We start from the raw sequence: 13,110 nt of genomic DNA on the forward strand, positions 1-13,110 counted from the left end.
CGGCGGCCTCACCCCCGCCGACACCCGGCTCGAGCTCCCTGGAGTCCCCCGTGCGCACCCCCCGCCGCCTGGCCACCGCCGTCCTCGCCCTCACCGCCGGCGCCTCGCTGGCCGCCTGCTCCACCGCGGTCAGCGGCTCGGCCACGCCCGTGTCGCGGTCCGCCGAGGCCTCGACCGAGACGGCCGCCCCGCCGGTGGAGGAGGCCGGGGAGACCGAACCGGTGACCGACCCGGCGCCGGAGACCGGCAGCGTGCCCGCGAGCGACGACGACCTGCCGGTCCCCGGCGCCGGTGTCCCCGGCGACGAGGGCCTGTGCCAGGCGGTGGCCGGCTGGTTCGGCTACGTCGGCCTGTCGCTGATCTCGGTCGACGAGACCGGCTACGTCGACCCCGCCGGCGTCGTCCCGCTGCTCGAGGCGCTGCGCGACGCCCCGGCCGACCACCGGGACGCCGGCGCGCCCCTGCTCGCCGCCGCTGACGCCGTCTCCGCAGCCACCGACGCCGCGATCGACGACGTGCAGTCGGGTGGCGACGTCATCACCGCGGTCACCGACCTGACCGGCCCGGTCACCGAGTTCGGCACCGCCTGCGCCGCCGCCGGCGTCGACGTCTGACCGCGCTCAGACGACCCGGCCGCGCAGCACCGTGAGCCGCGGCCGGGTCAGGACGCCGAGGTCGGCGCGCGGGTCGCCGTCGTAGACCGTGAGGTCGGCCCGCGCCCCCTCCTCGATGCCGGGCAGGCCCAGCCAGGCCCGCGCGGACCACGACGCCGCGGCCAGCGCCGCCTCGGCCGGCAGCCCGGCCTCGCACAGCGCGCGGACCTCGTCGGCGATCCGGCCGTGCTCGATGCCGCCGCCGGCGTCGGTGCCGGCGAACACCGGCACGCCGGCCTCGAAGGCCGCCCGCACCACCGCGCCCGAGGACGCGTACAGCCGCCGCATCGTGCTCGCGTACGCCGGGAACCTCGCCTCCCCCGCCGCCGCGAACCCGGGGAAGTTCTCCACGTTGACCAGCGTCGGGACGACCGCGGTGCCGCGGGCGGCCATCTCGCCGACGAGGTCCTCGGTGAGCCCGGTGCCGTGCTCGATGCAGTCGATGCCGGCGCGGATCAGGTCGGGCAGCGCGTCGGTGCCGAAGGTGTGCGCGGTGACCCGCGCGCCCTCCTCGTGCGCCGCGGCGATCGCCTCGGCCACGACGTCGGCCGGCCACTCCGGCGCGAGGTCGCCCACCGAGCGGTCGATCCAGTCGCCGACCAGCTTCACCCAGCCGTCGCCGCGGCGGGCCTGCACCCGTACCTGCTCGACCAGCCCGGCCGGCTCCAGCTCCACTGCCAGGCCCGGGATGTAGCGCCGGGTCGCGGCCAGGTGCCGGCCGGCGCGGACGATCGTCGGCAGGTCGGGCTCGTCGTCCAGGGCCCGGGTGTCCACCGGCGAGCCGCAGTCGCGCAGCGCCAGCACCCCGGCGGCCCGCTCGGCCAGCGCCTGCTCGCGCAGCCCGGCAAGGTCCTCGACGGGGACCCCGCCGCGCCCGATGCCGACGTGGCAGTGCGCGTCGACCAGGCCGGGCAGCAGCCAGCCGCCGCGGGAGACGGTCTCGGCGCCCGGGACCCGCTCGAAGGTGACCCGCCCGTCGCGGATCCACAGGTCGCGGTGCTCGCCCTCGGGGAGGACGACCCCGGACAGGTGCAGGGAGGGGGCGGTCACCGCCCGGGCCGCTCGTCCCCGAACTTGCTGAAGTCGAGCTTGGACAGGTCCGGCAGCGCCTGGCCCGGCGGCAGCGAGGGCATGCCCCCCGGCAGGCCGCCCGGGAAGCCGGCGCCCGGGGGCAGGCCCGAGGCGCCCATCGGCCGGCGGGCCGGGGCCTTGCCGCCGCCCTTGCCCTTCTTGCCCTTGCCCTTCTTCGAGGACTGGGCCTGCATCTGCCGGCCGCGGGCCTTCTTCGACATCGGGCCCATGCCCGGCAGGCCCATGCTGCCGGCCATCTGGCCCATCATCTTCTGGGCCTGCGCGAAGCGCTCCAGCAGCTGGTTGACCTCGGTGACGGTCACGCCCGAGCCGTTGGCGATGCGCACCCGCCGCGACGCGTTGATGATCTTCGAGTCGACCCGCTCCTGCGGGGTCATCGAGCGGATGATCGCCGCGGTGCGGTCCAGGTCGCGGTCGTCGACCTGCTTGAGCTGCTCCTTCATCGCGCCCGCGCCGGGCAGCATGCCGAGCAGGTTGGCGATCGGGCCCATCTTGCGGATGGCCATCATCTGCTCGAGGAAGTCCTCGAGGGTGAAGCCCTCGCGGCTGACGAGCTTGCCGGCCATCTTCTCGGCCTGCTCGGCGTCGAAGGCCTGCTCGGCCTGCTCGATGAGGGTGAGCACGTCGCCCATGCCGAGGATGCGCGAGGCCATCCGCTCGGGGTGGAAGACGTCGAAGTCGGTGAGCTTCTCGCCGGTGGAGGCGAACATGATCGGCTGCCCGGTCACGTAGCGGACCGAGAGCGCGGCGCCACCGCGGGCGTCGCCGTCGAGCTTGGTGAGCACGACGCCGGAGAAGCCGACACCGTCGCGGAAGGCCTCGGCGGTGGTGACGGCGTCCTGGCCGATCATCGCGTCGACGACGAACAGCGTCTCGTCCGGCTGCACGGCGTCGCGGATGCCGGCGGCCTGCGCCATCAGCTCGGCGTCGATGCCCAGCCGGCCGGCGGTGTCGACGACGACGACGTCGTGCATCGTGCGGCGGGCGTGCTCGATGGAGTCGGCGGCCACCCGGATCGGGTCGCCGACCCCGTTCCCCGGCTCCGGCGCGTAGACGTCGACGCCGGCCTGCTGGGCGACGATCGACAGCTGGTTGACCGCGTTGGGGCGCTGCAGGTCACAGGCCACCAGCAGCGGCGTGTGCCCCTGGGACTTGAGCCAGCGGCCGAGCTTGCCGGCCAGCGTGGTCTTACCGGAGCCCTGCAGACCGGCGAGCATGATCACCGTCGGCGAGGTCTTGGCGTAGCGCAGCCGCCGGGTCTCCCCGCCGAGGATCTCGATGAGCTCCTCGTTGACGATCTTGATGACCTGCTGGGCCGGGTTGAGCGCCTGCGACACCGCGGCACCGCGCGCCCGCTCCTTGATCGCGGCGATGAAGGCGCGCACCACCGGCAGCGCGACGTCGGCCTCCAGCAGCGCGATGCGGATCTCGCGCGCGGTGGCGTCGATGTCGGCGTCGGTCAGCCGGCCCTTGCCCCGCAGGCCGGTGAAGACCTTGTCGAGGCGGTCGGAGAGAGTCTCGAACACGAGCAGTCCTCAGCAGTCACGGGCGCGGACGGGCCGCGCCACCTGACCCCAGGGTATCCAGCCGGGACATCCCGGCCCGGCCGTGCGCACCGCTCAGGCCGCGCGCCGCACCGCCGCCCCGGCGACGACCTCGGCCCCGCCGACCAGGAGCGCGCCGCCGCAGCCGGTGCAGATCCACTCGGGGCACTCGCCGCCGTCGTCGGTGTGCCCGTCGGCGCACGGCGGCTGCTCGAACACCTGGTCCCCGCCGCAGTCCCGGCACGGCCAGGTCGGCAGGGCTGCGGTCTGCTGGACGGTCACGCGGATCCCCCTCGGCGTCGGATGCGGGACCGGTCCGTCCCGCCTCGTCCCGACGGTCGCACGGGGCACCGACAGTCCCGGGCCGCCTCAGCCCGGCGTGTCGCCGCCGGTGCGTGCCGGGTCGGGGACGGCACCGCGCGCCGCGGCCACCAGCGCCGCCTCGACCCGGGCCCGCTGCCCGGCGTCGATCGGGCAGCCGGTGGGGCTGCAGACGTAGAAGTAGTCGGCGGCGTCGGCCCCGAGGGTCTCGATCCGCGCGGAGGTGACGTCGAGGCCCTCGGCGGCGAGCGCGGCGGTGAGCCGGTACAGCAGACCCGCCCGGTCGCCGGCGCGCACCTCGACGATGCTGGTCGCCTCCCCGCTGACCTCCGAGTCGTGCCAGGAGATCCGCGGCGGCGCGGACCGGGCGGCGTCCTGCCGGTAGTCGGCCTCCCGCTGGCGCAGCCGGTCGGCCAGCGGCAGCGTCCCCTCCAGGGCGGCGCGGACGGCGTCGGCCAGGATCGTCGGCTGCGGCGCGCGGCCGAACCGCGGGCGGACGGCGAACACCGCGGTCGCCCGGCCCTCGACGACGTTCACCTTCGCCGCGCGGACGTCGAGCTGGTTGAGCGCGAGCACCCCGGCGAGCCGGCTGAACAGGCCGTGCGCGTCGGGCGCCCCGATGGTCACCTGCTGGCCGTCGGCGACGTCCTCGACCCCCACGGTGACCGCGCCGTCGCCGCCGGCCTGGGTGACCGTCGGCTCGGTGGGGTGCAGCACGGGGTCGGGCCCGTCCACCACGGTGCCGCCGAGGTGCGCCTGCACGCGCGCCACCAGGTGGGCGACCAGGTGGGCCTTCCACGGCGACCACGCCGAGGTGCTGGTGGCCGCGCCGTCGGCCTGCGCCAGCGCGTGCAGCAGCTGCAGCACCTGGGCGTCGCGGCCGATGGTGTCGGCGACCCGCTCGATGGTGGCGGGGTCGTCGATGTCGCGGCGGGTGGCGGTGTCGGGCAGCAGCAGGTGGTGGCGGACCAGCGTGCCCACGGTGGCGACGTCGGCCGGCGTGAAGCCCATGCGCTCGGCGACGCCGGCGGCGATCGGCTCCCCGACGACGCTGTGGTCGCCCGGCCAGCCCTTGCCGACGTCGTGCAGCAGCGCCGCCACCAGCAGCAGGTCGGGCCGGTCGACGTCGTGGGTGAGCTCGGCGGCGGCCGCGGCGGCCTCGACCAGGTGCCGGTCGACGGTGAACCGGTGCCACGGGTGGCGCTGCGGCAGCGACCGCACCCGGTCCCACTCCGGCAGCAGCCGGGCCAGCAGACCCTCCTGGTCCAGCTGCTCGAGGACCGGCACCGCCGCGCGGCCGCTGGCCAGCAGCCGCAGGAACGACCAGCGGACCTCGGCCGGCCACGGCTCGGGCACCGGCGGCGAGTGCACCGCGAGCACCTTGAGCGTGTAGGGCGACAGCAGCAGGTCGGCCCGGGCGGCGGCCGCGGCGCCGCGCAGCACGAGGCCGGGGTCGGCGGCCGGGCGGGCGTCGCGGGCGAGCACCACCTCGTCGCCCTGGCGCACCACGCCCTCGGCCAGCGGCTCGCGGCGCACCCGGCGGTAGCGGGCGCGCGGCCGCCGGACCAGCGCGGCCTCCACCCGCCGCCAGGTGTCGTCGGCGACGAAGGCCAGCCGGCGCCCGGCCAGGCTCACCTCGCGCAGCAGCACGTCCTCGTCGGCGAGGCCGAGCGCCGCGGCGACCGGGCGCTGCTCCTGGCGCACCAGGACGTCGGTGGGCCGGCCGGAGCGGCGGCGCAGCTCGTCGCGGACGTCGAGCAGCAAGGAGTAGGCCGCCTCGGCCTCGGCGGAGGGCTCGTCGCCGAGCTGGGCGGCGGCGACCGCGCGCAGCACCTGGCCCTCGCGCAGGCCGCCGTAGGCCTCCTTGAGGTCGGGCTCGAGCAGGAAGGCCAGCTCCCCGACCTGCCGGGCGCGGCCGCGGCGCAGGTCGCGCAGCTGCGGCAGCAGCTTCGACGCCGACTGCCGCCAGCTGGCCAGCGTGGCGGTGCGCAGCGACGCGGCGAGGGCCGCGTCGCCGGCGACCAGCCGCGCGTCGAGCAGCCCGAGGCCGGCCTTCACGTCGGTGCAGGCCACCGACACGGCCTCGGCGACCGAGCGCACCGAGTGGTCCAGCCGGACGCCGGCGTCCCAGATCGGGTACCAGACGGCGTCGGCGAGGGCGGCGACCTCCGGCCGGCCGTCGTGGACCAGCACGAGGTCCAGGTCGCCGTGCGGGGGCGGTTCGCGCCGGCCGAGGCTGCCCACGGCCACGAGCGCGACGCCGTCGGTGCCGGTCCGCGGCGGCGGACCCCCGCGGCGCGGCCGCGGGGGCGGCGTGCCGGCCACGGCGTCGGCCAGCAGGCCGCCCAGCCAGGCGTCGAGCACCCGCACCCGCTCGGCGCGCGGCAGCTCGGGCAGCGACCCCAGGTCCGGCACGGTCTCCCCCTCGGTCAGCGGTTCGGGAACGGCGTCGGGGGGGGGGGGGGGGGGGGGCCCCACCCCCCCCCCGGCCCCCCGGACGGGCTCCGGTCGGGACCGGCTACAGCGCGTCCTCGCCGCGCTCGCCGGTCCGGACCCGCACGATCTCGTCGATCGTGGTGACCCAGACCTTGCCGTCGCCGATCTGGCCGGTGGAGGCGGACTCCACGACGGCGTCCACCACGCGGGCGGCCTCGATCTCGCCGACGACGACCTCGATGCGGACCTTCGGGACGAAGTCCACCTGGTACTCGGCGCCGCGGTAGACCTCGGTGTGGCCGCGCTGGCGGCCGAAGCCCTGGACCTCGCTGACGGTGAGCCCGGTGATCCCGATCAGTTCGAGGGCGTTCTTCACGTCGTCGAGCTTGAACGGCTTGATGATGGCGGTGACGAGCTTCATGCCCGGACCCCTTCCGTGGTCTTCGGGGTGGTGGCCTGGTGGAGGGCGGACCCGCTGCCGCCCCCGAGGCTGGTGAAGTCGTACCCGGACTCGGCGTGGACGACGGTGTCGATCCCGGCGACCTCGTCCTCCTCGCTGATCCGGAAGCCCATGACGGCCTTGACGACCGTGGCGATCACCAGCGTCAGGACGAAGGAGAACACGAGCACCGCGACGGCGCCGACGGCCTGCCGCCAGAGCTGGTCGACACCGCCACCGTAGAAGAGCCCGTCGACACCGGCCGGCGCGTCGGCGGTGGCGAAGAACCCGACGGCGAGGGTGCCCCAGAGGCCGCCGACCAGGTGGACGCCGACGACGTCGAGCGAGTCGTCGTAGCCGAGGCGGTACTTCAGCCCGACGGCGAGGGCGCACAGCGCACCGGCGACGAGGCCCACGACGATGCTGCCGACCGGCGAGAGCGACGAGCAGGCCGGGGTGATGGCGACCAGGCCGGCGACGGCCCCGGAGGCCGCGCCCAGCGAGGTGGCGTGCCCGTCGCGGACCTTCTCCGTGGCGAGCCAGCCGAGGACAGCGGCGCCCGTGGCGGCGAGGGTGTTGACCCAGACGACGGCGGCGGTGTTGTTGGCCGCGAGCGCGGAGCCGGCGTTGAAGCCGAACCAGCCGAACCACAGCAGGCCGGCGCCGAGCATGACCAGCGGCAGGTTGTGCGGGCGCATCGCCTCGCGGCCGAAGCCGCGCCGCTTGCCGAGCACCAGGGCGAGCGCGAGGCCCGCCGCACCGGCGTTGATGTGCACCGCGGTGCCGCCGGCGAAGTCGATCGCCGCCAGGTTGTTGGCGATCCAGCCGCCGGTGTGGGTGACCACGCCGTCGTCGTCGGTGAGGGTGAAGTCGAACACCCAGTGGGCGACCGGGAAGTAGACGACGGTGGCCCACAGGCCGGCGAAGACCATCCAGGAGCCGAACTTGGCCCGGTCGGCGATGGCGCCGGAGATCAGGGCGACGGTGATGATCGCGAAGACGGCCTGGAAGCCGACGAAGGCCATCGACGGCAGGCCGCCGGCCTCGCTGGTCGTGTCCTCCATGAGGCCCTTGAGGCCGAAGAACTCGCCCGGGTCGCCCAGCAGGCCGGCGCCGACGTCGTTGCCGAAGGCGACGGAGTAGCCGTAGAGCACCCAGAGCACGGTGATGAGCGCCAGCGCGCCGAAGCTCATCATCATCATGTTGAGCACGCTCTTCGCGCGGACCATGCCGCCGTAGAAGAGCGCGAGGCCCGGCGTCATCAACAGCACGAGAGCCGCGCTGGTGAGGATCCAGGCGGTGTCGCCGGTGTTGACCACGGCAACCTCCTGAGGTGGGTCGTGGGCCGTCGGCCGCAACGAGGGAGAGGGCCCCGGCGGGCCGGGGACGAGTGGGGTCGCGGTCGCCTCCGTCCCTGGCGGCGACGCGGCGTTCACGGTGCCGGGGCGTTGTTTCCGAAGGCGTCGTCGCCGCGTTTCCGGACCGTGAACTCCGCGCCGCGTGTCCCGGGGTCGTGTGACGGCCGTGTTGCCGGCCCGTCCGGGCGGGGCGACGGCCACGCGCGGGGCCCGCCTGCGAGGCATGTGCAGTTGCAAACTGTGTGCAATAAGGTCGGCGCGTCCGTCCGCCGTCCCCGCTGGAGGAACCCGTGAGCGTGCCCGCCCGAGCCGTGCCCGCCCCGCTCGGTGCACCGCGCTCGCCCGCCGGGGCGCGCGGGGGCTTCTCCCCCCGCGAGTGGCGGTCCATCGGCGGGATGGCGGCGTTCGTGCTGCTGCTGCACGTCGTCGGCTGGGGCGTCCTCGTCCTCGCCGTGGCGCCGCAGGAGTACCGGCTGGGCAGCACCGGCGTGCTCGGCGTCGGCGTGGGCCTGACCGCCTACATGCTCGGCGTCCGGCACGCCTTCGACGCCGACCACATCGCCTCGATCGACAACACCACCCGGAAGCTGGTCGAGGACGGCCGCCCGTCGGTGAGCACCGGCTTCTGGTTCTCCCTCGGGCACTCGTCGGTGGTCTTCGTCGCGAGCCTGCTGCTGGTGGCCGGGGTGCGCTCGGTGGCCGGGGTGGTCCAGGAGGACGACAACGCCGTCGGGCAGACGCTGGCGCTGGTCGGCACGCTCGTCGCCGGCAGCTTCCTGCTGCTCATCGGCCTGATGAACCTGGGCTCGGCCGTGGGCATCGCCCGGGTGTTCCGCCGGATGCGCACCGGCGAGTACGACGAGGCCGAGCTCGAGCACCACCTGCACAACCGCGGCTTCCTCGCCCGGCTGCTGGGCCGGGTGACCCGCCGGGTCGACCGCGCCTGGCACCTCTACCCGGTCGGGCTGCTCATGGGCCTCGGGTTCGACACCGCCACCCAGGTCGCGCTGCTGGTGCTGGCCGCGGGCTCGGCGGCGTTCGTGCTGCCCTGGTACGCGATCCTCGTCCTGCCGGTCCTGTTCGCCGCCGGCATGAGCCTGTTCGACACCGCCGACGGCGTCCTGATGTCGCGCGCCTACGGCTGGGCGTTCCTCAAGCCGGTCCGCAAGGTCTTCTACAACCTGACCATCACGGTGCTGTCGGTGACCGTGGCCCTGGTGATCGGCGCCCTCGTGCTCATCGGCCTGCTGGTCGAGCGGCTGCACGTCGACGGCGGCCCGCTGGCCTGGCTGGCCTCGCTCGACCTGGAGTTCGTCGGGTTCGCGATCGTCGGGCTGTTCGTGGTGACCTGGGCGGTCGCCGCGGTGGTCTGGCGGGTCGGCCGGATCGAGCAGCGCTGGTCGGACCCGGCCGGGGCCCGCTAGTCCGCGGCGCCGACCAGGCCCTCGGCGAAGACCTCCGGCTCGAACGGCGCGAGGTCGTCGGCGCCCTCCCCCAGGCCGATGAGCTTGACCGGGATGCCGAGCTCGCGCTGCACCGAGACGACGATGCCGCCCTTGGCGGTGCCGTCGAGCTTGGTGAGCACCACGCCGGTGACGTCGACGGCCTGGGTGAACACCCGCGCCTGCACGATGCCGTTCTGGCCGGTGGTCGCGTCGAGGACCAGCAGCGTCTCGGTGACCGGGCTCTGCTTCTCCACGACCCGCTTGATCTTGCCCAGCTCGTCCATGAGGCCGGACTTGGTGTGCAGCCGCCCGGCGGTGTCGACGACGACGGTGTCGACCTCGGCCTCGACGCCGGTGCGCACCGCCTCGAACGCCACCGACGCCGGGTCGGCGCCCTCCCGCCCGCGGACGGTGAGCACGCCCACCCGCTCGCCCCAGGTCTCGAGCTGGTCGGCGGCGGCGGCGCGGAAGGTGTCGGCGGCGCCGAGGACGACGCTCCTCCCGTCCCCGACGAGCACGCGGGCGATCTTGCCGACCGTCGTCGTCTTGCCGGCCCCGTTGACCCCGACGACGAGGAGCACACCCGGCCGGCCGCCGTGCCGGTCGGTGGCCAGCCCGCGGTCGAGGTCGGGCCCGAGGACGGCGGTCAGCTCGCGGACCAGCAGCGCGCGCAGGTCGGCGGGGGTGGCGGTGGCCAGCACCATCGACTGGGTGCGCAGCCGCTCGACGATCTGGGTGGTCGCGGCGACGCCGACGTCGGCGGCCAGCAGGGTCTCCTCGACCTCCTCCCAGTCGTCCTCGGTGAGCCGCTCGCGGGCCAGCACGGTCAGCAGGCCGCGGCCCAGCGAGGACTGCGAGCGGGCCAGCCGGGAGCGCAGCCGCACCAGCCGGCCGGCCGAGGGCGGGGGCGTCTCGAAGACGACGCCCGGCTCCGCCTCGGCCGGCGGCAGCTCGACGGCAGGCGGCGCCTCGGGCGAGACGGTGTCCGGCTCGGCCGGCGCGAGACCCTGACCGGAGGCGGTGGCACCGGACGGGCGGTCCTCGCGCGGCGGCGCGGGCGGCGCCGTGGGCGGGCGCGGGCGGGTGAGCGTGGTGCCGGCGGCAGCGTCCTCGTCCAGCCGGGTGGTGCGGCGACCGCGGCCCACCAGGAGGCCCACCCCGGCGACCAGGGCCACGAGGACGATCGCGATCGCGATCAGCACGAACTCCATGGCCGTCAGTCTCCCAGCATCCGCACCGGAGGCTCTGGGCGGAACGCGGGTCGGTCGGCGAGGCTGGCGGTCATGGCGCTGCCCACCGGGGACGCCCCGGCCCTCCTGCTCGGCCCGCTGCTGCGGCACGTCGACCCGGTGTCGGCGACCGTGTGGGTCGAGACCGACCGCGCGTGCACCGTCGAGGTCCTCGGGCGCAGCGCGCGCACCTTCCGCGTGGGCCGGCACCACTACGCGCTCGTCGTCGTCGAGGCGCTGGCGCCGGGCGGCACCACGCCCTACGAGGTGCACCTCTCGACCGACGGCACGGACGGCGTCCGGGTGTGGCCCGAGGAGGGCTCGCCGTTCCCGCCGAGCCGGATCCGCACACCCGGGCGGCCCGGGCCCTTCCGGCTGGCCTTCGGCTCCTGCCGCTACGCCGCGCCGGGCACCGTCGACGTCACCGAGGGCATCCCGCCCGACGCGCTGGACGCCTACGCCGAGCGGGTCGCGGCGCTGCCGGAGGACGAGTGGCCCGACGCGCTGGTGCTGCTCGGCGACCAGGTCTACGCCGACGAGCTGACCCCGGCGACCCGCTCGTGGCTGGGGCTGCGCCGCGGCGGGCCGGTGGAGCGCGGTGCCCAGGTCCGCGACCTGGAGGAGTACACCCGGCTCTACGCCGAGTCCTGGAGCGACCCGCAGGTCCGGTGGCTGCTGGCCACCATCCCGTCGTCCATGGTCTTCGACGACCACGAGATGATCGACGACTGGAACACCTCGGCCGCCTGGCGGCGCCGGGTGACCGCCACCGACTGGTGGGCCGACCGCATCGCCGGCGGGATGGTCAGCTACTGGGTCTACCAGCACCTGGGCAACCTCTCCCCCGCCGAGCTGGCGGCCAGCGGGACGTGGCAGGCCGTGTGCGCGCTGCCCGAGGGCGCCGACGCCGAGCCGGTGCTGCGCGAGATGGCCGAGGCCGCCGACCGGGACCCGCGGTCGGTGCGCTGGAGCTACGTGCGCCACTGGGGCGAGGCGCGGCTGCTCGTGGTCGACAGCCGGGCCGGGCGGGTGCTGGAGGAGCGGTCCCGCCGGATGGTCGACGACGACGAGTTCGGCTGGATCGAGGAGCAGATGCGCGCCGCGGTCGCGGACGGCGTCGAGCACCTGCTGGTCGGCACGTCGCTGCCCTGGCTGCTCCCCCACGCGATCGACGCGATCGAGCGCTGGGACGAGGCGCTGGCGGTCCGGCACGAGGGGCGGCCGCTGGGCCGGCTGGCCGAGGCGCTGCGGCAGGCCGCCGACCTCGAGCACTGGGCCGCGTTCGGGCACTCCTTCGACCGGCTGGCCGCCGCGCTGCTGGCCGTGGCCCGCGGCGAGCACGGCCGGGCGCCGGCCACGGCGGTGGTGCTCTCCGGCGACGTCCACCACGCCTACGCCGCCGAGGTGGTCTCCCCCGGCGGCCTCGCCGGGCGGGTGCACCAGCTCACCGTCTCGCCGCTGCACAACCAGGCGCCGCACCCGATCCGGGTCGGCTTCCGCATCGGCTGGAGCCGCTGGGCGCGGCGGCTGACCGGGGCGGTCGCGCGGGCGGCCCGCGTCCGTCCCGCGTCGGTCGAGTGGGCCAAGGCGGCCGGGCCGTTCTTCGGCAACCAGGTGGGCGAGCTGGTGCTCGAGGGCCGGCGGGCGCGGTTCCTGCTGCACGTCAGCGACCACCGGCCCGACGGCGAGGAGCGCCTGCAGCAGGTGCTCGACCTGCCGCTGGCCGGTCCGGTGCCCGCTGCGGCCCCGACGGCGGAGGTGACAGGCTGACGGGGTGACCGAACCCCGTGGTCAGAAGCCGGCCCCCGGACCCGACCAGCCGCCCATCCCCGTCCGGCTGGTCACCTTCAACACCCACCACGGCGTGGGCGACGACCGGCGGCACGACCTGCCGCGGCTGGCCAAGGTGCTCGCCGCCGCCGACGCCGACGTCATCTGCCTGCAGGAGGTGGACCGGCACTTCGGCGAGCGCAGCGAGGACGTCGACCAGGCGCTGCTGCTGTCCCGGGCGCTGGACATGCAGCTGGCCTGGGGCCCGGCGATCGACGAGGCCCGCCCCGGCGACGCGCCGCGGCGGCAGTACGGCAACGCGCTGCTGTCCCGGCTGCCGATCCTGGTCAGCGACGTCCACCCGCTGCCGGGCAGCGGCGAGCCGCGCAGCGCGCTGCGCACCCTGGTCGAGCTCGACGGCGGCGCGCTGTGGGTGACCACCACGCACCTGACGACCCGCTCGCCGGAGGAGCGCGCCGCGCAGGTGGACCTGCTGGCGGCGCTGACCACCGAGCCGATGGCCACCGGCGTGCTGGTCGGCGACCTCAACGCCGGCCCCGACGCCCCCGAGCTCGCCGGCCTGCGCGGGCGGTTCACCGACGCCTGGGAGGCCGCCGGCGAGCGCGAGGACCAGGCGCGGTGGCGCTTCTGGCAGCGCGACGAGGGCCTCACCCACCCCGCCCGCGCCCCGCACGTGCGCATCGACCAGGTGTGGGTGACCCCGGGCATCCAGGTCGCCGGGGCGCGCGTCCTCGACGGCGCCGGCGCCTCCGACCACCTGCCGCTCGTCGTCGACCTGCTGGTCCCCTCGGGGGTGTGAGAC

11 protein-coding genes are annotated in these 13,110 nt (G+C 75.8%); 4 read left to right on the forward strand and 7 right to left on the reverse strand.

All coding sequences use genetic code 11. From position 1 onward, the window contains the following. The first annotated feature begins 50 nt into the window (after positions 1–50). Positions 51–614, forward strand: coding sequence for a hypothetical protein (locus ACI79B_RS03670; RefSeq protein WP_456929878.1), 564 nt, complete (start codon positions 51–53; stop codon positions 612–614). Between the two features lie 6 nt (positions 615–620). On the opposite strand, the gene ACI79B_RS03675 is transcribed toward ACI79B_RS03670, so the two are convergent. From ACI79B_RS03675 to ACI79B_RS03700, 6 genes are all read right to left on the reverse strand, one after another. Continuing rightward, the gene (locus ACI79B_RS03675) at positions 621–1,703 is read right to left on the reverse strand and encodes an amidohydrolase family protein (protein WP_456929877.1); all 1,083 of its coding nucleotides are present in this window, start codon (positions 1,701–1,703) and stop codon (positions 621–623) included. Then, positions 1,700–3,271, reverse strand: a complete 1,572-nt coding sequence (gene ffh, locus ACI79B_RS03680) for a signal recognition particle protein (RefSeq protein WP_456929876.1) — start codon at positions 3,269–3,271, stop codon at positions 1,700–1,702. The genes ACI79B_RS03675 and ffh overlap by 4 nt, the downstream gene beginning before the upstream one ends. 93 nt (positions 3,272–3,364) lie before the next feature. Beyond that, positions 3,365–3,571 (reverse strand): hypothetical protein, encoded by a 207-nt coding sequence (locus ACI79B_RS03685; protein WP_456929875.1) that lies wholly within the window; start codon positions 3,569–3,571, stop codon positions 3,365–3,367. 87 nt (positions 3,572–3,658) lie between these two features. Next, the gene (locus tag ACI79B_RS03690) at positions 3,659–6,025 is read right to left on the reverse strand and encodes a [protein-PII] uridylyltransferase (protein ID WP_456929874.1); all 2,367 of its coding nucleotides are present in this window, start codon (positions 6,023–6,025) and stop codon (positions 3,659–3,661) included. 103 nt (positions 6,026–6,128) lie between these two features. Beyond that, positions 6,129–6,467, reverse strand: a complete 339-nt coding sequence (locus tag ACI79B_RS03695) for a P-II family nitrogen regulator (protein WP_073421809.1) — start codon at positions 6,465–6,467, stop codon at positions 6,129–6,131. Next, positions 6,464–7,804: an ammonium transporter gene (locus ACI79B_RS03700; protein ID WP_456929230.1), complete on the reverse strand. Its 1,341-nt coding sequence runs from the start codon at positions 7,802–7,804 to the stop codon at positions 6,464–6,466. The genes ACI79B_RS03695 and ACI79B_RS03700 overlap by 4 nt, the downstream gene beginning before the upstream one ends. 335 nt (positions 7,805–8,139) lie before the next feature. Here ACI79B_RS03700 and nicT point away from each other — a divergent pair, with 335 nt between their 5' ends. Further along, on the forward strand, positions 8,140–9,267 hold the full coding sequence (gene nicT / locus ACI79B_RS03705) for a Nickel transporter NicT (protein ID WP_456929229.1): 1,128 nt from the start codon (positions 8,140–8,142) through the stop codon (positions 9,265–9,267). On the opposite strand, the gene ftsY is transcribed toward nicT, so the two are convergent. Next, complete coding sequence (gene ftsY / locus ACI79B_RS03710; protein ID WP_456929228.1) at positions 9,264–10,499, reverse strand: signal recognition particle-docking protein FtsY; 1,236 nt, start codon at positions 10,497–10,499, stop codon at positions 9,264–9,266. The genes nicT and ftsY overlap by 4 nt on opposite strands. Positions 10,500–10,571: 72 nt before the next feature. Between ftsY and ACI79B_RS03715 the strand changes: the two genes are divergently transcribed. Together ACI79B_RS03715 and ACI79B_RS03720 are read left to right on the forward strand one after the other, a co-directional pair. Then, positions 10,572–12,287: an alkaline phosphatase D family protein gene (locus tag ACI79B_RS03715; protein ID WP_456929227.1), complete on the forward strand. Its 1,716-nt coding sequence runs from the start codon at positions 10,572–10,574 to the stop codon at positions 12,285–12,287. Between the two features lie 4 nt (positions 12,288–12,291). Beyond that, positions 12,292–13,107 carry an endonuclease/exonuclease/phosphatase family protein gene (locus ACI79B_RS03720; protein ID WP_456929226.1) on the forward strand — a complete coding sequence of 272 codons (816 nt, stop codon included), beginning with the start codon at positions 12,292–12,294 and terminating at the stop codon, positions 13,105–13,107. The last annotated feature ends 3 nt before the right edge of the window (positions 13,108–13,110 follow it).

It is taken from the genome of Geodermatophilus sp. SYSU D00879, from assembly GCF_054050375.1.